This window comes from Priestia sp. GS2, assembly GCF_036409025.1.
Classification (GTDB): domain Bacteria; phylum Bacillota; class Bacilli; order Bacillales; family Bacillaceae_H; genus Priestia; species Priestia aryabhattai_A.
The window spans coordinates 552,486-570,869 of record NZ_JAZGJX010000001.1; the positions used below are offsets into that span (position 1 = coordinate 552,486).

The 18,384-nt window shown below is 37.4% G+C and carries 18 protein-coding genes and 1 riboswitch; of the genes, 16 read left to right on the forward strand and 2 right to left on the reverse strand.

What is annotated here, in order from left to right; translation table 11 throughout:
• Positions 1-73: 73 nt before the first annotated feature.
• The 12 genes from V2145_RS02890 to V2145_RS02945 all read left to right on the forward strand — a co-directional run bounded on the left by V2145_RS02890 (position 74) and on the right by V2145_RS02945 (position 11,822).
• Entirely contained in the window at positions 74-835 is a 762-nt protein-coding gene (locus tag V2145_RS02890) for a segregation/condensation protein A (RefSeq protein ID WP_131888253.1), read from the forward strand.
• Entirely contained in the window at positions 832-1,404 is a 573-nt protein-coding gene (gene scpB, locus V2145_RS02895) for an SMC-Scp complex subunit ScpB (RefSeq protein ID WP_131888252.1), read from the forward strand. The genes V2145_RS02890 and scpB overlap by 4 nt, the downstream gene beginning before the upstream one ends.
• Positions 1,405-1,570: 166 nt before the next feature.
• The gene (locus tag V2145_RS02900; RefSeq protein WP_094910688.1) at positions 1,571-2,707 is read left to right on the forward strand and encodes a D-alanyl-D-alanine carboxypeptidase family protein; all 1,137 of its coding nucleotides are present in this window, start codon (positions 1,571-1,573) and stop codon (positions 2,705-2,707) included.
• Between the two features lies 1 nt (position 2,708).
• The gene (locus V2145_RS02905; RefSeq protein WP_094910687.1) at positions 2,709-3,308 is read left to right on the forward strand and encodes a nucleoside recognition domain-containing protein; all 600 of its coding nucleotides are present in this window, start codon (positions 2,709-2,711) and stop codon (positions 3,306-3,308) included.
• A complete protein-coding gene (locus V2145_RS02910; protein WP_094910686.1) occupies positions 3,305-3,838 on the forward strand; it encodes a spore maturation protein in 534 nt (177 codons plus the stop codon). The genes V2145_RS02905 and V2145_RS02910 overlap by 4 nt, the downstream gene beginning before the upstream one ends.
• Before the next feature lie 126 nt (positions 3,839-3,964).
• Positions 3,965-4,690, forward strand: coding sequence for a pseudouridine synthase (locus V2145_RS02915; RefSeq protein WP_094910685.1), 726 nt, complete (start codon positions 3,965-3,967; stop codon positions 4,688-4,690).
• A gap of 225 nt (positions 4,691-4,915) precedes the next feature.
• Positions 4,916-5,437 carry a thiol-disulfide oxidoreductase ResA gene (resA, locus tag V2145_RS02920; RefSeq protein WP_094910684.1) on the forward strand — a complete coding sequence of 174 codons (522 nt, stop codon included), beginning with the start codon at positions 4,916-4,918 and terminating at the stop codon, positions 5,435-5,437.
• A 12-nt stretch (positions 5,438-5,449) separates the two neighbouring features.
• On the forward strand, positions 5,450-7,072 hold the full coding sequence (gene resB, locus V2145_RS02925) for a cytochrome c biogenesis protein ResB (RefSeq protein WP_311856784.1): 1,623 nt from the start codon (positions 5,450-5,452) through the stop codon (positions 7,070-7,072).
• An 11-nt stretch (positions 7,073-7,083) separates the two neighbouring features.
• Positions 7,084-8,262 (forward strand): c-type cytochrome biogenesis protein CcsB, encoded by a 1,179-nt coding sequence (gene ccsB, locus V2145_RS02930; RefSeq protein ID WP_330987304.1) that lies wholly within the window; start codon positions 7,084-7,086, stop codon positions 8,260-8,262.
• 221 nt (positions 8,263-8,483) lie between these two features.
• Positions 8,484-9,200, forward strand: a complete 717-nt coding sequence (locus tag V2145_RS02935) for a response regulator transcription factor (RefSeq protein ID WP_094910682.1) — start codon at positions 8,484-8,486, stop codon at positions 9,198-9,200.
• Complete coding sequence (locus tag V2145_RS02940; RefSeq protein ID WP_094910681.1) at positions 9,200-10,981, forward strand: ATP-binding protein; 1,782 nt, start codon at positions 9,200-9,202, stop codon at positions 10,979-10,981. The genes V2145_RS02935 and V2145_RS02940 overlap by 1 nt, the downstream gene beginning before the upstream one ends.
• A 157-nt stretch (positions 10,982-11,138) precedes the next feature.
• Positions 11,139-11,822: a peptidoglycan DD-metalloendopeptidase family protein gene (locus tag V2145_RS02945; protein ID WP_311856788.1), complete on the forward strand. Its 684-nt coding sequence runs from the start codon at positions 11,139-11,141 to the stop codon at positions 11,820-11,822.
• 34 nt (positions 11,823-11,856) lie between these two features.
• On the opposite strand, the gene serA is transcribed toward V2145_RS02945, so the two are convergent.
• The gene (gene serA, locus V2145_RS02950; protein WP_094910679.1) at positions 11,857-13,431 is read right to left on the reverse strand and encodes a phosphoglycerate dehydrogenase; all 1,575 of its coding nucleotides are present in this window, start codon (positions 13,429-13,431) and stop codon (positions 11,857-11,859) included.
• Between the two features lie 375 nt (positions 13,432-13,806).
• Positions 13,807-13,945, forward strand: a riboswitch (FMN riboswitch).
• A gap of 147 nt (positions 13,946-14,092) precedes the next feature.
• On the opposite strand from serA, the gene V2145_RS02955 reads away from it, so the two are divergent.
• Positions 14,093-14,668, forward strand: a complete 576-nt coding sequence (locus V2145_RS02955; protein WP_094910909.1) for an ECF transporter S component — start codon at positions 14,093-14,095, stop codon at positions 14,666-14,668.
• A 49-nt stretch (positions 14,669-14,717) separates the two neighbouring features.
• Here V2145_RS02955 and V2145_RS02960 read toward each other — a convergent pair whose 3' ends face one another.
• Positions 14,718-14,966, reverse strand: a complete 249-nt coding sequence (locus V2145_RS02960) for a ferredoxin (protein ID WP_061784720.1) — start codon at positions 14,964-14,966, stop codon at positions 14,718-14,720.
• Between the two features lie 258 nt (positions 14,967-15,224).
• On the opposite strand from V2145_RS02960, the gene V2145_RS02965 reads away from it, so the two are divergent.
• The 3 genes from V2145_RS02965 (at position 15,225) to V2145_RS02975 (ending at position 18,344) form a co-directional block, all read left to right on the forward strand.
• Entirely contained in the window at positions 15,225-16,277 is a 1,053-nt protein-coding gene (locus V2145_RS02965) for a helix-turn-helix domain-containing protein (protein WP_330987305.1), read from the forward strand.
• A gap of 15 nt (positions 16,278-16,292) precedes the next feature.
• Complete coding sequence (locus tag V2145_RS02970) at positions 16,293-17,810, forward strand: RecQ family ATP-dependent DNA helicase (RefSeq protein WP_131888246.1); 1,518 nt, start codon at positions 16,293-16,295, stop codon at positions 17,808-17,810.
• A gap of 84 nt (positions 17,811-17,894) precedes the next feature.
• The gene (locus V2145_RS02975) at positions 17,895-18,344 is read left to right on the forward strand and encodes a DUF2663 family protein (RefSeq protein WP_165932591.1); all 450 of its coding nucleotides are present in this window, start codon (positions 17,895-17,897) and stop codon (positions 18,342-18,344) included.
• The last annotated feature ends 40 nt before the right edge of the window (positions 18,345-18,384 follow it).

Consider the following 18,384-nt stretch of genomic DNA (forward strand, 5'->3'; position numbering starts at 1 on the left):
GACATGTGTCTAGAATCCTCTATACTAATGATAGTGCGACTTATGACTAAATGATAATTTTGGTGGGATAGAATTGGAATATAGTGTGAAGGTAGATGCTTTTGAAGGACCGCTAGATCTCTTATTGCATCTTATTAACCGATTTGAAATTGATATTTATGATATACCAGTAGCAACGATTACCGAACAATACATGATGTATATACATACGATGAACGAGCTTCAGCTAGACGTGGCAAGCGAATATTTAGTAATGGCTGCGACGCTTATTCAAATTAAAAGCAAAATGTTATTGCCAACATACGACGAAGACGACATAGATGATAGTATGGATGATGTAGAAGAAGATCCTCGCGAGCAGTTAATGCAACAATTAATCGAATATCGAAAATTTAAAGAAGCTGCTGTTGAACTTCAAAAGCTTGAAGAGACACAAACGCATATTTACGCGAAGGCACCTAGTAACTTACAGCAGATAAGTGATGAAAAACCGGCGCAGCAAGGTAGTGGAGATTTAGATGTGTCGCTTTATGATATGCTCAGTGCTTTGCAGAAACTGATGAAGCGAAAGCAGCTACAAAAGCCAGTTCAAGCAAGGGTAGCTCGACAAGACGTCCCAATTGAAAAAAGAATGACGGAAATTGTATCCGTACTTCGGAAAACAAAAGGAAAACAAAGTTTTTATACGCTGTTTCCTTATCCTGAACGCAATCATATTGTGGTAACGTTCTTAGCCATCTTAGAACTAATGAAAAAGAATGAAGTCATCGTAGAACAGTCAAATAACTTAGATGAACTATACGTTGCATATCAAGAAAGGAATGATGAAAGATGAGTAAACAGCATATCTCTGCAGCTATCGAAAGTTTACTATTCGTTGTAGGAGATGAAGGGCTATCTATTAAGCAACTGCAAGAACTTCTTGATGTGTCGAAAGACGAAGTGAGTATAGAACTAGATAAATTAATGAAAGAGTACGAGAATGATAAGCGAGGTCTTCAACTAGTAGAGATTGCTGGACAATTTCAATTTGCAACGAAGCAGGAATATGCTTCTTATGTGGAGAAATTAATTGAAACGCCACCTGCTCAATCCCTATCTCAAGCTGCACTCGAAACGCTTGCAATTGTGGCATATCGCCAACCCATTACGCGAGCTGAAATTGAAGAAATTCGAGGTGTGAAAACTGAAAGGCCGCTTCAAACGCTAATAGGAAAAGCACTTTTAAAGGAAACGGGACGCGCAGAAGGAGCAGGTCGAGCGATTTTATATGGAACAACAAAAGAATTTTTAGCTTATTTCGGCTTAAAAGATTTGAGTGAATTGCCACCGCTTCCAGAAGAAGAATCAGGTGCTGAACAGGAAGCAGACTTGTTTTTTAGAACGTTTCAAGAAGCTGAATAACTTACTTGATGAAGAACACGATGAGCAAACATCGTGTTCTTTTTATGAATAAATAAGAAGAATATTACAAATAAGATAAAACTTGAAAAATACCTTCGCGTAAATAAATCATAACATGAAAACAAATGCATAAACTTGTACAAACAGATAAAGGGACGGGGATGACATGCGAAAAATAAAGCAAAGCATTATTTGTTTCATGATTTTATTTTTAGGTCTAAGCAGTTTGCCTCCTACTACATATGCAGCAGGTGTAAGCGCCCATAGTGCAGTTTTAATTGAGCAAAAGTCTGGAAGAGTTTTATACGAGAAAAATGCTGATGCCATTAGTCGTATAGCAAGTATTACGAAAATTATGACGGCTATATTAGCAATCGAATCTGGCAAAATTGATCAAACAACAACCGTTAGCCCTCGAGCAGTAGGAGTAGAAGGGTCATCCATTTATTTGGTTGAGGGTGAAAAAATTAAGCTCAAAGACTTGGTATACGGGCTCATGATGAGGTCCGGCAACGATGCGGCTGTAGCGATTGCTGAAACAGTGGGTGGAAGCGAAGAGGGATTTGTGTATTTAATGAATCAAAAAGCAAAAGAAATTGGAATGACTAATACAACATTTCAAAATCCTCATGGCTTAGATGATCATGAAAATCATCGTTCAACGGCTTACGACATGGCAATCTTAATGCGCTACGCGATGAATAATAAGACGTTTAGAGAAATTTCAGGAACGAAAGTTTACAGAACACCTCATCCCGAAGAAAAATGGGATCGAGTGTGGAAAAATAAAAATAAATTATTGACGAGCTTATATGCATACTGCACAGGTGGTAAAACTGGATATACCAAGCTAGCAAAGCGAACGCTGGTAACAACGGCCACAAAAAATGGAATGGATTTAATAGCTGTTACGATTAATGCACCTAGCGATTGGAATGACCATATCTCGATGTACGAAGGGGCTTTTGACACTTATAAAATGACAAGCTTAGCTCCAAAAGGAGAATTAAAAGGTATTGAAGATTCATTTTACAAAAAGAAGCTTGAAATAAAAAGAGATGTTGTATATCCACTAACAAAAGATGAGCAAGAAACCGTTAAGTTGAAAACAATTCTAATTAAACCTCAAAAAGAATGGAAAGAAGGAAAGCCTGTTCCAAGCGTTGTAGGAGAATTACAGGTGACGCGAGATGGTGATTCGATAGGCAATATCCCAATTTATTTTCACAGTGAGCCAAAGAAAGAAGAGGGGTTCTTCAATAAGGTAAAGAATTTATTTTTAGTTTATCCAGGAGCACGATAAGATGGTCAATATCATTTGGATGTTGCTGACGATTATTGGAATTGTATTTGCAATCATTAATGGAAAGATGGAGGCAGTTAACAAAGCAATTTTTCAAGGGGCAGGAGAAGCCGTTACCATCAGTATTGGTTTAATAAGCGTATTAGTGTTTTGGCTAGGTATTATGAACATTGCACAGCACGCTGGATTATTAGAAAAATTAGCAAAGTTGTTTCGCCCCATTATTGGAAGGCTGTTTCCTGATATTCCAAAAGACCATCCTGCTTTAGGGTATATACTGTCTAATATGATGGCTAATATGTTTGGTCTGGGTAATGCCGCTACCCCGCTTGGGATTAAAGCAATGGAGCAGTTAAAACAGCTAAATGGTAATAAGGATGAAGCGAGCAGGTCAATGATTACGTTACTAGCGCTCAACACAACCAGTCTAACACTAATTCCAACAACTGTTATTGCTATTCGAATTACGTATAATTCCGCCAATCCAACAGAAATTGTAGGAACGACACTTCTTGCAACGGTTGTCGCTACAATGGGAGCCATTGTCATTGATCGTTATTTCTACCATCGCCGCATGAAAAAAGGAGGCGGACGTAGATGACCTTATTAAATCAGATTTCCATTATGTTTATCCCTCTTATTGTAGGGTGTATCCTTTTATATGGAACATATAAAAAAATTCCAACTTATGAACGGTTTGTAGAAGGCGGGAAGGATGGTTTACAAATTGCGTTTTCTATTATTCCTTATCTTGTCGGGATGCTCGTCAGTATTTCAATCTTTCGAGCGTCTGGAGCATTAGATTTCTTTTTAAACTTTATGAAGCCATTTTTGAATGCGGTTGGCGTGCCTGCTGATATAGTCCCACTTGCTTTAATCAAACCTATTTCAGGAACTGCTGCTTTGGGTATTACCACCGATTTAATTTCAACGTATGGACCGGATTCTTTTATTGGGAGATTAGCTTCTACTATGCAAGGAAGTACTGATACCACTTTTTATATTTTAACCGTTTATTTTGGAGCCGTAGGGATAAAGAAAATGGGCGATGCTCTAAAGGTTGGTTTGTTAGCGGATTTAGTAGGTATTATCGCATCAGTTGTAATTGTTATTCTTGTTTTTGGGTCATAATAAAGGTAAAAGAAAGCAAGCTTGGCATGCTTTCTTTTTTTGTATGAGAAAATTAATAGGTATTTGTTGTACAGGCTTGTATATTAGAGAGTAAACAAGTAAGATGTTACAAGAGGTGAGATATAAATGGAACGATTACAAAAAGTAATTGCTCATGCGGGTGTTGCTTCAAGGCGTAAAGCTGAAGAGCTTATTACGCAAGGACGAGTAACGGTGAACGGAAAAGCAGTAAAAGAGCTAGGAACAAAGGTAGGACCTAACGATAAAATTGAAGTGGACGGTGTACCATTAGAGCGTGAGGAACCGGTCTATTTTATGTTATATAAGCCAAGAGGCGTTATTTCAGCAGCGAAGGACGACAAAGATCGAAAAACAGTTGTAGACTTTTTCCCCCACGTTGAAGAACGTATTTATCCAATTGGGCGCTTAGATTATGATACGTCAGGTCTAATTCTTTTAACAAACGATGGTGAATTCGCCAACCTGCTAACGCATCCAAAGTACGAAATTGATAAGGTGTACGTAGCAAAAGTTAAAGGTATTCCACCACGTGAAAAAATTAGACAGCTACAAAGAGGTATTATGCTTGAAGATGGAAAAACATCGCCTGCGCGTGCAAAAGTTCTGTCGATTGATAAAGGAAAACAAACAGCTATCGTAGAGCTATCGATTCATGAAGGTAAAAACCGCCAAGTTCGTCGCATGTTTGAAGCGATTGGTCACCCTGTTTTAAAGCTAAAGCGTGAGCGCTATGCGAATTTAGATTTAAGAGGTTTAAATGCAGGAGAAGCAAGAGAATTAACGGCTCATGAGGTAAAGCAACTGTATACGAAAGCACAAACAGGTAAATAAGTATAAAGAGGCACGTTTAGCTAATGGTATAATCCGTCAGCTAAACGTGTCTTTTTTTATGAAGACGTATACCTAGAGATGGCAAGTGAGCTTTCTGTCGATGGCCGATTAAACAGATAAGTGTGTCACATAACCTTCATAATATTTTTCCCTTTACGAATGCGAAAAAATGCTATAATTGTAAGAAAACGCATAATGAAAACGATTTAGAGGAGTTCGATTGGGATGAAAAAACGTCGCTTATTTATTCGTACTACGATTCTAACTATTTTATTAGTTGCCGTCGGCTACACTCTATATACGCAATTTATAGCTGACAAGCAAGCCTTTTCAGTAGGTGATCAGGCTCCTAACTTTGCGCTCCAAGATTTAGAAGGCAATGAGCATAAGCTTTCTGATTACAAAGGTAAAGGCGTCTTTTTAAATTTTTGGGGCACGTGGTGTAAACCTTGTGAAAAGGAAATGCCTGTAATGGAAGCGCAATACGCCAAGTATAAAGATCAGGGTGTTGAAATTTTAGCTGCAAATGTTGGTGAAACAGATGTTGCTGTTAAGCAGTTTGCAAACCGCTATGGATTATCCTTTCCGATCCTAATGGACAAGGATTCACAGGTTCTCCATGCATACGGTGTAGACCCGTTACCAACTACGTTTTTAATTGATAAAGATGGAAAGATTGTCGATGTGTTTATTGGAGGGTTGGATGAAAAACGAATTCAAGAGTACATGGAATTAATTAAGCCGTAGGGAGTTTTTGCTATGAAACAAATACGATGTGAATGCGGTCATCAAAATAAAGAAGGAACCGTGTTATGTGAAGCGTGTGGGAAGCCATTAAATGAAGAGGCCTCAAAGCAACTGGTTGATATGCGATACGAGGGAAGTGCAAGGCGGTCACAAACATATAATAAAACAATCATTGATAAGATATGGAACTTTTTCTCCTCAGTAAAGGTAGGTGTTTGGATTATTATCCTTACACTTACAGCATCAGCTCTAGGAACGATTTATCCACAAGAAATGTACATACCACCAGGAACAACAGCAGTTCAATATTATGAACAAGAGTACGGATGGACGGGAAAACTCTACTATGAACTAGGATTTCACAATTTATACGGTTCATGGTGGTACATGCTTTTAATCGCATCACTTGGTATATCATTAGTCATTGCCAGCTTAGATCGAGTTGTTCCACTTTATAAATCACTAAAATATCAAAGGGTAAAAAAACACGCAAATTTCTTGAAAAAGCAGCGTTTATTTAGCGTTACGAAGTCATGGACAGATGAAGACTATGAAACTTTGAAAGAACAGCTGAAAAAGCGTCGATATACGGTTCGAGAAGAAAGCGGAAACATATTGGCTGAAAAAGGAAGATTTTCAAGATGGGGACCTTATGTCAATCATGTTGGGCTTATTATTTTCTTAATCGGCGCCATGCTTCGGTTTGTACCTGGCATGTACGTTGATGAAGTGCTGTGGGTACGAGAAGGTGAAACAAAGGTAGTGCCCGGTACTGATGGGGAATACTATTTAAAAAACAATGCGTTTAAAGTTGAAATGTACGATAAAGACACGGAAAAAGAAGTTTTTCAACAAGCGATTGACCGAGTCGGTAATCAAACGATTGTAAAGAATTATCAAGCTGATGTGACACTATACGAGCGTGAAGGGGACAGTATTCCTGGACAAACGCCAGAATTAAAAGAATTAAAGGATAAAAGCATTCGTGTAAATGAACCTTTAAAGCACGAGGGTTATGCCATTTACCAGGTGGATTATAAGCTTAATGAGTTTAATGCCATGTCATTTCATTTAACAAATAAAGAAACGGAAGAAAATATTGGCCAATTAACAGTTGATTTATATAATCCGCAGGAAACATATGAGCTTAAGGATGGTTATAAAGTAGATTTAATTAGCTATTTCCCAGACTTTTACTTAAATGATGACGGAAATCCTGATACCAAAACGCGCGTGCCGAATAATCCAGCCTTTGTGTTTAAAATGTTTTCACCTGAGCATCCCAAAGGTGAGGTAGCACTTGTCGCTATTCAACAAAACCTAGAGCCACTTGGTGAAAATGACTATAAAATGTCCTTTGCAGGTGTGGATACAAAAAATGTAACAGGTTTAACAGTGAGGAAGGATTATACACTTTGGGTTTTAGGTCTTGGAGGTGCCATCTTTATGATTGGTGTCATTCAAGGAATGTATTGGAATCATCGTCGACTATGGATTCAAAGAGTTGACAATGAGCTCTGGTTAGCTGCTCATACAAATAAAAACTGGTACGGTTTAAAAAACGAGCTAAATCAAGCAATTCAACAGACCAAGGTTATGCCGTTGCATGATCAAATGGATAAAGACAAGGGGTAGGAGGAGACAAAATGGATTTTGCAAGCGTTAGTAGTAACTTGCTTTATGTAGCTTTTATTGCTTATTTAGTCGCTACGTTTTTCTTTGGTGGAGCCATTAGAGAAAAGAATTCAAAGCATAAGACAAACAAGTGGCCGGTATTTGGAATTAGCGTAACGATTGTTGGATTCATTGCGCAAGTTGGTTATTTTATTACGAGGTGGATTGCTTCAGGTCATGCACCAGTTAGTAATCTATTTGAGTTTACAACCTTCTTTGGCATGATGGTTGTCGGAGCATTTATTATTATTTACTTTATTTATAAGTTGAGTATTCTAGGCTTATTTGCTCTTCCTGTGGCGCTGTTAATTATTGCGTATGCAAGTATGTTCCCAACAGAAATTTCGCCTTTAATACCGGCTCTTCAAACAAATTGGTTACATATTCACGTTACAACAGCTGCTGCAGGGGAAGCAATTTTAGCCATTAGCTTTGTAGCGGGACTGATTTACCTTATTAAATGTATTGATCAAACAAAAGCAACAAAAAAAACATTTTGGCTAGAGTTTATCCTGTATTCTTTACTTAGTACGGTTGGATTTATTATTATGACAACAGCTTTTAGCTTATTAAACTATGACGCTACCTTTACATGGGTTGATAAAAATGAAAAACAGGCTGAAATGGTATATCATCTGCCAGCCCTAGTTGGTCCGCATGAAGGTGAGCTAATCACGGATAATCGATTAGAGCCAACGGTTTCGGTACCTGCAATTATAAATGCACAAAAATTAAATACAGTTTTATGGTCACTGATGAGTGGTTTAGTCCTATATTGGTTACTTCGCCTTGTTCTTCGCAAGCGAATTGGTGCTGCTTTAAAACCGTTAGTCAAGCAAGTCAATAGTGAATTACTAGATGAAGTAGGCTATCGCTCTGTTGCTATTGGGTTTCCTGTTTTTACTTTAGGTGCTTTAATTTTTGCAATGATATGGGCGCAAATTGCCTGGACGCGCTTCTGGGGATGGGATCCGAAAGAAGTATGGGCTTTAATTACGTGGCTTTTCTATGCAGCCTTTTTACATCTGCGTCTAGCAAAAGGGTGGCAAGGTGAACGTTCAGCGTGGTTAGCAGTTGGTGGCTTTGCTATTATTATGTTTAATCTCGTTGCAGTTAACTTAGTCATTGCAGGTCTACATTCATATGCATAACCAAAACTCGCTGTCATTGCGACAGCGAGTTTTTTTTGTCATAATGAATCCAACCAGGTCTGGGAATTAGATATGAATGAAAAATGATTTCAAAAGAGTACAAATAAAAGAGAAATCTATTAAGCCTCATTCATTTGTTACATAGATTGTCACAATGTTGGTTAGACATTGGTAGCAGTTCATCTGTTTTTTTTGTAAACTAAACGTAGGAGGTTGAGAACATGCAAACTGAACAAAGGTTATTACTTGTGGACGATGAAGATCGTATTCGTCGTTTATTAAAGATGTATTTAGAAAAAGAAGGATATACGATTGAGGAAGCTGCTGATGGCCATGAGGCTATAGAGAAAGCGTTACATATAAATTATGATCTTATTATTTTAGATTTAATGATGCCTGGAATTGATGGAATTGAAGTGTGTAAACAAATCAGGGAGAAAAAAACAACACCAATTATTATGCTAACGGCAAAAGGGGAAGAAGTAAACCGTGTTCAAGGCTTTGAAGTTGGAACCGATGACTATATTGTTAAACCCTTCAGCCCTAGAGAAGTTGTACTGCGCGTGAAGGCCTTATTACGACGCTCATCGTCTATACCTGTTATGGAACCAACACCTTCAGTTAAAAACATGATTGTATTTGATCATTTAACAATTGACAATGATGCACATCGTGTGACTGCTGATGATAAAGAAGTAAACTTAACACCAAAAGAGTACGAACTGCTGTGTTTTTTAGCAAAAACGCCAGATAAAGTGTACGACCGAGAGCAGTTGCTGAGAGAAGTTTGGCACTACGACTTCTTTGGAGATTTAAGGACGGTAGATACCCATGTCAAACGTTTGCGAGAAAAATTAAACCGCGTATCTCCAGACGCTGCTAAAATGATTGTAACCGTTTGGGGTGTAGGATATAAATTTGAGGTTGGGAACAGCTGATGTTTTGGCGCAGTGTTGTTGGTAAACTTTGGTTTACTATTTTATTACTCGTTACGTTTGTTTTATTTATTTTAACGGTTTTATTGCTGCAGTTCTTTGAAAATTATCATGTAGATGACGCAGAAAAGCGATTAACGAAAACAGCAGCTAAAATCTCCACCATCGTACAAGAAACCAAAGATCAGGAGCTTGGACTTTCAATTGCACGAGAATTAGCTGATCAAGCCAGTATCTTAATTGTGCAAGGAGATAAAAAGTATTGGAATTCTACACATCCAGAAGAAGAGAGCCGCGACACTGTCATCTCGCTTATTTCTGAAGACAAAAATCTTCAGAGAGTAACTACACATGGTGAAGTTGTACACGAAGAGATGTACATGAACGAAGATAGAGGTACTTCAGAAAGTCCACTGATGTTTATTGTAGGCGTTCCGTTATCTGTGGATGGTCAAGGTAATGGAGGAGTTTACTTGTACCAATCATTAGCTGAGATTGAAGAGCCTGCGCGCTATACAACAAAGTTTATTATCTTAGCTGCGGGTATTGCCATCGTGTTGACTACAATCTTTGCCTTTTTCTTATCAACGCGAATTACCGCTCCGCTTCGAAAAATGAAGCAGGCAGCTTTTGAGGTTACGAAAGGAAATTTCGAGACGAAAGTACCGATTTTGACACATGATGAAATTGGTGAGCTAGCCATTGCTTTCAATCAGATGGGAAGACAGTTAAAGTTCAATCTTAACGCTTTAAATCAAGAAAAAGAGCAACTATCAAGTATTTTAAGTAGTATGGCGGATGGTGTTATTACATTTAGCCAAAATGGTTCAATTTTAATTACGAATCCACCTGCAGATCAGTTTTTACAAGCATGGTACTATGAGCAAAATATGAACAATCAGTCCATTCCAGAACTTCCTTTAAAAGTTGTTCGTTTGTTCGAGAGCGTTGTTAAAAGTGAAAAAGAGCAGAGCGCAGAACTAACAATACAAGGGAAGACATGGGTTATTCTCATGTCACCACTTTATAACCAAACAAAGATTCGAGGAGCCGTTGCGGTTTTACGCGATATGTCAGAAGAGCGTAAATTAGATAAACTTCGAAAAGATTTTATCGCCAATGTTTCACATGAATTACGAACACCGATTTCAATGCTACAAGGTTATAGTGAAGCGATTATTGATGACATTGCGAGTACGGAAGAAGAGAAAAAAGAAATTACCCAAGTTATTTATGATGAATCCTTAAGGATGGGGAGGCTTGTTAACGAACTATTAGATTTAGCTCGAATGGAAGCGGGGCATGTTCAACTCCACGTAGCTGAAATTGAGATGGTTGAACTTGCTGAGCGAGTAGTTCGTAAATTCCAGGGCATTGCTAAAGAGCAAGACATTAGGTTGGAACTTCAAACCAATGCACAAATAAAACTCCCGGCAACCATTGATGCAGATCGGATAGAACAAGTATTAACCAATTTGATTGATAATGCAATTCGTCATACTCCTAAAGGAGGCAAAGTGACGCTTGGTATTAACAGTAACCAAACGGAAGTTCATCTTTCAGTTGAGGATACAGGTGTAGGAATACCAGAAGAAGATTTACCGTTTGTTTTTGAAAGATTTTATAAAGCAGATAAGGCAAGAACAAGAGGAAAGTCGGGTACGGGACTCGGGCTCGCAATTGCAAAAAATATTGTAGAAGCACATCATGGAGTCATTGTGGTAAATAGTATTTTAAATCAGGGCACAACATTCTTTATTAAGCTTCCTAAACACTACTCATAGTGATAAATGTTACTTTGTGGTCACAGGTTGAATAGTAAAAGGTTAGAAAATATTTCACTATTTTCTAACCTTTTTTTATTGGAAATGTCTAGAATTTTTGAAAATGCATATAGTATATTTATGTGTCAAGAAACGCTTAGTACATAGGAGGATATGTATGCTTGATATTGTAAGGCGAATATTAGTAGTAGTTATTATGGGAATGTGTATAGGTCTATTGTTTGTTGGCGGAACAATGGCTAAAGCACAAGCTTCAACACAGTGGAACTGGCCTACTGAAGAAGGAACGCTTACAGATGTGTTTGGTTCTCGTAACGCAAAACATTTTGGTATTGATATTGCAGCGCCTGTGGGAACACAGGTGTATGCAGTATATAGTGGGAGAGTCACCAAATCTTATTACTCTGATACATATGGACAAGTTGTATTTATCAAGCAGGATAATGGATACGAAACGGTGTATGCACATTTGAATAATCGAGGTGTTGCGGAGGGAGAAAGAATTTCTGCTCGTCAGACAATTGGACAAATAGGTAATACAGGTCGATCGTCTGGTGCCCATTTGCATTTTGAAGTTCATAAAGGAACGTGGAATATTGATAAAACGAATGCTATTAACCCAATCGCAAAGCTTGATCAAGAAAAATTATCAGCCTACGTAACGGAACAGTTAGAAGCTACTGTATTTAGACAGTTAAATGAAGGATACGTTGTTGAAAGAGGGGACACGTTATCTGAAATCGCAAAAAAATACAAAATAGATGTAGACGATTTAAAAGGAAGAAATCATATGACAACCAGTGATATTTATCCTGGTCAACACCTAAAGATAACAAAATAAAAACAAGAAAGGCATTTGCCTTCCTTGTTTTGTTTTATAGTTCAATACGTTGAATTGTAACAATTTCACTTGCTTGCTTTAGAGACTCAATTGTTGCATCTTCAATAAGACGGTCGAACGTAAGCATCATAATCGCTTCTCCGCCTTTTTGTTTACGTCCTACCTGCATTGTTGCAATGTTGATATTTAAATCACCAAGCGCTTTACCAACATTTCCAATAACGCCAGGTTGGTCTGTGTGTCGGATATATAATAAATGTCCTTCTGGATAAAAATCAATGTCAAAGGAATCAATATTAATAACGCGAGGACCGTAATCTTTGATATACGTACCGGTAATAGAGAATGTACGAGATTCTCCTTTTACAACAACTTCAATAATATTAGCATAGCCTTGAGTGTTATCAGAAATTTTCTCACCAAACGTAATGCCTCTCTCTTTGGCAATCATTGACGCGTTTACTTCGTTAACTGAGCGGTCGATACGATGAGTTAAAAATCCAGACAACAAGCTTCGGGTAATATACGTTGTTTCTAAATCCGCTACTGTTCCTGCGTACGTAACAGAAATGTCTTGAACAGGTTCTTTCATGCATTGTGATAAAACGGCACCAAGCTGTTTTGTTAAGCTAGTAAACGGCTGGATTTTTTCGAATACGTCTTTTGAAAGTGTCGGTAAGTTAATTGAAGAACTTACTGGGTTACCTTCTAAGAAGCGTAGCACATCATAAGCAACATCTTCAGCTACATTTAACTGCGCTTCTTTTGTTGAAGCACCTAAATGTGGCGTTGTAATAACCTGATCAAAGTTTAAAAGTGGATTATCAGTAGGTGGCTCTACTTCAAACACGTCAATTGCAGCACCTTGAACGTGACCAATTTCTAAATAGTGTGCAAGTGCTTCTTCATCAATAATGCCGCCTCGTGCACAGTTTAGTAAATAAACGCCTTTTTTTGTTTTGGCTAACGTATCGCGATTTAATAAACCTTTTGTATCTTTCGTTAATGGCGTATGAACAGTAATAATATCAGCTACTGCTAGTAAATCATCTAACGATAAGAGGTCAACTCCTAGTTTTTCTGCGCGAGATGTTGTTAAAAATGGATCATATACATGTACCGTCATGTTAAAGGCTTTCGCACGTTTGGCAAGTTCAGAGCCGATACGCCCAAAACCAACAATTCCTAAGTGCTTGCGGTTGAGTTCTGTACCAACAAATGCTGATCGGTTCCATTCGCGAGATTTGACAGAAATATTTCCTTGAGGGATATGGCGAACTAAACTAGCCATCATGGCAAAAGTATGCTCAGCCGTAGAAATAGTGTTTCCATTTGGAGCATTGATAACAACAACGCCTCGCTTAGTTGATGCTTCAATGTCAATATTATCGACACCTACACCTGCACGAGCAACAATCTTTAAATTCTTCATCTTGTCTAACAAGTCTTCCGTCACAGTCGTTGCGCTTCGAACAAGCAGTGCATCGTATGTATGCAATAAATCTTCAACTTCCGTTACTTTTTTTCTTGTTAAATTAACATTTGATGCTTCTAATAATGGAGCAAGACCTTCATTACTAATTGAATCGGCTACTAACACTTCATACATGTATTAACATCTCCCTTTCACAACTCAAATATCTGATAATTTATCACGTTAAAAAAATTCTGTCAATTAGATTGTAAAAAAGTTCACAATTGGTAACGTTTTCATTTTTATTTTTTTGATTAATATTCGGATTTTTTATAAAAAAAGGAGGATTTAGAAGATTTATTTCTAGTTAAATATTTTTAAAACGTACTTTTTTGAGGTTTTTATATATGAAAGTACGTTGAAAGGATGCCTGACAATCTTTCAATATTCCGCTGCTTTTACCGCCGTGCAAAAATAATGACTAAAAGAATGAGAATTGTAGGATTTTTTATATTAAATGATTTACTTTTAATTCAAGGTATCATATAATGTGAACATCATTAAATATTGATCTATCTTCGGGGCAGGGTGTAATTCCCGACCGGCGGTGATAAACAAGTTGTTTTAAGCCCGCGAGCTCTTTAAGTTTGGAGCAGGATTTGGTGTGATTCCAAAGCCGACAGTAAAGTCTGGATGGGAGAAGGTGGAGGTTCAAACGTTCAAAAGCAAATGTGCTGAACGTTTATTGAATGTGCCTGCATTTTCCCTCAACAAATTTGTTGAGGTTTTTTTATGGAGCGCATATGCAATGAACCTTTCTTCTTGGAAGAGTGGATCGCAAGAAGGAGAGAGGGAAATGGAACAAAGCAAGAAAACACAAAAGCTTGTTATTTTAGGGATGCTAAGCGGTTTGTCTTACGTATTAATGATGCTTAACTTCCCAATACCAGGTATACCACCATTTTTAAAAATTGATTTTAGTGAGGTGCCGGCACTGCTTGCTGCATTAATCTTTGGTCCTGTAGCAGGTATTATTGTCGAAGGAATTAAAAATCTTCTCCACTACCTCATTCAAGGAAGCGCAACAGGCGTCCCTGTAGGCCAATTCGCAAATTTTGTAGCAGGGCTATTATTTATTTTACCGGTTTCTCTTATGTTTCATAAATTTAAAACTACAAAAGGTATTACAACAGGTTTAGTAGTTGGAACAGTAGTAATGTCCGTTGGCATGGCGTTTTTAAATTACTATGTGTTCTTACCGGCATATACGCTTTTCTTGCAGTCACCGGCACTGTCAAGTGAGGAAACACGTCAGTTAGTCGTAACGGGGATTCTGCCATTTAATATGATTAAAGGGATTATTACAGGCTTAATTTTCGTTGTTTTATTTAATAAAATGAAGTATTGGATTACAAAGCGAGTCGCAGTTTAAATAGAAAAAAAGACCTGTACATCTCTATGTACAGGTCTTTTTTTACTTCTTATTCAAATTTGTTAGAGTCACCGTCAAACTTCTCATCTGCTACGCGGATTGAATCTGTTGGACAGCCTTCAAATGCATCCATCATATCATCTTCTAATTCATCAGGAACTTCCACAATCCCTTGGTTATCATCTAATGTTACGAATGCAATTCCTTCATCATCGTAATCATAAATGTCTGGTGCTGCTGCTCCACATGCTCCACATGCAATACATGTATCTTTGTCAACAATTGTATATTTTGGCATAACAAGACCTCCTGTAAAGTGTTCGAAAATTTCGTGTTATATAATCTCTTTTCAACATAAGCGTGAAATTTCTCTTTACCCATTGTAAGACGATTTTTAAAACTTTTCAATAGAAAAGTCATTGATAATGCTTATCAGACAAGGGTTTGTCATGACTTATAGCACTGCTTTTTTGATTCATCTCGATTCGCTCAATGACAAAAGGATGCGTTCTGTTAAAGTTTTGGTAAAATGAAAAGAGAAAGGAAGTTGACGATTGTGAACTATATTCAAACCGTTATGCTATATAGTATGCAACAACTAAAAGGTGAACGAACAGTTTACGGAATTTATCATATAGTAGCTGGTAAAAAATCAGCGCAAACAATTCAAGACGGTAAAATCTTTGGCTTGTCTTTTTTATTTCAATCATTTAGTTACTTGAAAAAAGAAACATTTTCTCGATACGTAAAAGAGCTTAATTCTCAACAATTTATTAAAGAAGTAGATCATCAAAAATATGTGCTAACAGCCAAGGGCGAACAAGTACTTCGCACACAGTTACGTGAATGGCCTCTGCCAGCTAAGCTTAGCGGTTGGCAATTTGCAAGTAGCACACAATTATTTTTATCGAGACTGACCTTGTTCATTCAAACAATCTCTAACCTACAGTATTTTCAAAAGGGATTTTTACCAATAACGCAAGATGCTGAGCCCATTCAATGGGTGAAAGCTTATCTATTTTCTCAGTCGTATTCACGAGAAGAGTTGGCAAAGCATTTATTTGATGAGTTACAATGCATATTAAAGAGGGGTTCTTCCCGAGATGCTGATATGTTTGTCCAACACTTGAGTGGATATAAACGAATTGGCTTAACGAAAAACCAGCTTGCTGAGTATTACAATATGGACGAAAACTACGTTCACTTATTGATAATCAGCGTTGTTCATCAAATTATTGAGCAAATTAGCGAATGTCCAAGTGAATTTCCTGTTCTCCAGAAATTTGTACAAGATGTACATATGACTGTACCATTAACAGCTTCAACAGTTAAAACGTATGAGTGGTTACAAAAAGGAAAATCATTAAAAGAAGTAGCGAGAATTAGGCGGTTAAAAGAGAGCACAATTGAAGATCATATTGCTGAACTGGCATTGTTTCTTCCTAACTTTACGATTGATGCTTATGTGAAAGTAGAGGATCAAGAGGAAATTATCAACGCTTTCAAAGCGTTAAATACCAATCAGCTCAAAGAAATAAAAAAAGAGGTTAGTGATCACCTTACTTATTTTCAAATTCGTCTTGTATTAGCTAAGTGCGTAACGGATTAAGAAAGGAGTAAGACGATGCAGTTAGAACAGGTACTTCAAAGAGAATTTGGCTTTTCAACTTTTCGAAACGGTCAAAAAGAAATTATAACGGACTTATTAAATCACAATCATGTTCTGGCCGTTTTGCCTACTGGAACAGGAAAGTCACTTTGCTATCAGCTCCCTGGCTATTTTTTAAAGCGGCCAATCCTTATTGTGTCCCCATTACTTTCCCTGATGGAAGATCAGGTTCAGCAGCTTAAAGCCAAAGGAGAGAAGAGGGTTATTGCTCTTAACAGCTTTTTACGTGAAGATGAAAAGCAGCAGGCACTACGCTCTTTAAATAGCTATCGTTTCATTTATGCTTCCCCCGAAATCTTACAGAATCCCCATGTAGTTCATGCTTTAAAACAAACGAATATCGGTATGTTCGTTGTAGATGAAGCACACTGTATTTCACAATGGGGACATGACTTTCGATTAGACTACTTAAACTTAGGTATTGTATGGGAAAAGCTAGGGAAGCCAACTTGCTTAGCGCTAACCGGTACAGCAACGAGTGAAGTACTCAGTGATATTAAAAAGTATTTACACCTTGATCAAGTTAATGAGCACTTATATTCAATGAATCGTTCAAATATTGCTATCAGCGTAGAGCATGTGCATGGTCTTGAAGAAAAAAAGAAAAAGCTATTGGAATACGTAACGAAAATTCAAAAACCAGGTATTATTTATTGTTCTAGCCGGGCTTTAACAGAGTCGCTAACGCACTACTTAAAAGAAAACGGTGTTGAGAAAGTTCAATATTACCACGGAGGAATGGAAGCTAACGATCGTACGCTTATCCAGCGACAATTTCTTGAAAATCAGCTCGACTTTATTTGTTGTACAAGTGCTTTTGGAATGGGAGTTAACAAATCAAACGTTCGGTTTGTACTGCATTTTCAAACGCCTACCCAGCTTGAATCCTACGTTCAAGAAATTGGCAGGGGAGGTCGTGATGGGTTACCGAGTTTGGCGATTTTATTATATAGTGAAGAAGATGATGGTTCTGCGCAGGCTTTGTTAGACTTAGAGCTTCCTTCTTCGGATACGCTTTTATATTGTTTGTCACAAATTCGTTCAAGTTCCAGCCCGGTTGGAGTTCGAGAAGTAGAAGCGCACTTCTTATTTACAATTGGTATTTACGAAACCCATTGGCGTTTTATCCGTCACTACTTAGAAAATATCGGTGCTGTTCATGATGGATTAATTTATCCAGAGAAGGTCACGGAATCTCTATATGAAGAGCTGATGGAAATTGTAAATAAACGCTTAAATGCTAAACAGAAAAAATACCACGCAATGAAAGAGTTTATCCATACAAAGGGTTGTAGAAGAAAAGCTTTAATGAGCTATTTCGAAGAAGAGGGTATTTCAGAGAAGCACAATTGCTGTGACCTTTGCAATATTGATTTGGATGAATATAGTCAACCTGAACATGAGTGTACGGAGTCTACATTTTTAGGATGGCAAGGCGAACTAGCAAGGTTGCTCAAACAAGCTGTCCATTAAAAGATTCATTGCTGAAATTTTAAACATAAACAGTCATCTTTCTTCATACTGTGGTACTAGCCTTATAAAGGGGAGTTGAAGAAAGTGAAAGAGCTATCTCATTATCATGTTGATGAACCAACTCAATATATATTAGAAAGTGTTATAACTAAAAAAGAAAAGCTATCAGCTACTCAAAAATCGATGAATAAATGGAAGTGGGCATTCTTTGGGTGTTTGCTTCTTGGGATGAGTTATTTATTTGTATTTACTTCGCAGCTGAATTTACGAGCTTTTAGTGATTTTATTCAATTCTTTCTAGATGATAGTAAGCATCTTTTTTTGCTTATTATTATTGTTTCTACCTATTTCAAAATGATACAGATGCAAAAGCAGTGCGATAAGTTGGAAAAAGAATTTAATGATTTGCGGTGTGAAATCATTCAAAAAAGCAAGGATATTTGGTCAACGCCAGCACAGTGGGAAAACCGAAAAGATTTGTATGCGGCAATGAAACAAACCTACGATATTAATTTGTATCATGAAAATAAATAAGGATTAAATACATGCAATAGCCTCTTCTCACATACAAGTT

Coding starts and splice junctions, on each gene's coding strand:
- scpB (WP_131888252.1), top strand. CDS start 832: ATGAGTAAACAGCATATCTCTGCAGCTATCGAAAGTTTACTATTCGTT.
- V2145_RS02900 (WP_094910688.1), top strand. CDS start 1,571: ATGCGAAAAATAAAGCAAAGCATTATTTGTTTCATGATTTTATTTTTA.
- V2145_RS02905 (WP_094910687.1), top strand. CDS start 2,709: ATGGTCAATATCATTTGGATGTTGCTGACGATTATTGGAATTGTATTT.
- V2145_RS02910 (WP_094910686.1), top strand. CDS start 3,305: ATGACCTTATTAAATCAGATTTCCATTATGTTTATCCCTCTTATTGTA.
- V2145_RS02915 (WP_094910685.1), top strand. CDS start 3,965: ATGGAACGATTACAAAAAGTAATTGCTCATGCGGGTGTTGCTTCAAGG.
- resA (WP_094910684.1), top strand. CDS start 4,916: ATGAAAAAACGTCGCTTATTTATTCGTACTACGATTCTAACTATTTTA.
- resB (WP_311856784.1), top strand. CDS start 5,450: ATGAAACAAATACGATGTGAATGCGGTCATCAAAATAAAGAAGGAACC.
- ccsB (WP_330987304.1), top strand. CDS start 7,084: ATGGATTTTGCAAGCGTTAGTAGTAACTTGCTTTATGTAGCTTTTATT.
- V2145_RS02935 (WP_094910682.1), top strand. CDS start 8,484: ATGCAAACTGAACAAAGGTTATTACTTGTGGACGATGAAGATCGTATT.
- V2145_RS02940 (WP_094910681.1), top strand. CDS start 9,200: ATGTTTTGGCGCAGTGTTGTTGGTAAACTTTGGTTTACTATTTTATTA.
- V2145_RS02945 (WP_311856788.1), top strand. CDS start 11,139: ATGCTTGATATTGTAAGGCGAATATTAGTAGTAGTTATTATGGGAATG.
- serA (WP_094910679.1), bottom strand. CDS start 13,431: ATGTATGAAGTGTTAGTAGCCGATTCAATTAGTAATGAAGGTCTTGCT.
- V2145_RS02955 (WP_094910909.1), top strand. CDS start 14,093: ATGGAACAAAGCAAGAAAACACAAAAGCTTGTTATTTTAGGGATGCTA.
- V2145_RS02960 (WP_061784720.1), bottom strand. CDS start 14,966: ATGCCAAAATATACAATTGTTGACAAAGATACATGTATTGCATGTGGA.
- V2145_RS02970 (WP_131888246.1), top strand. CDS start 16,293: ATGCAGTTAGAACAGGTACTTCAAAGAGAATTTGGCTTTTCAACTTTT.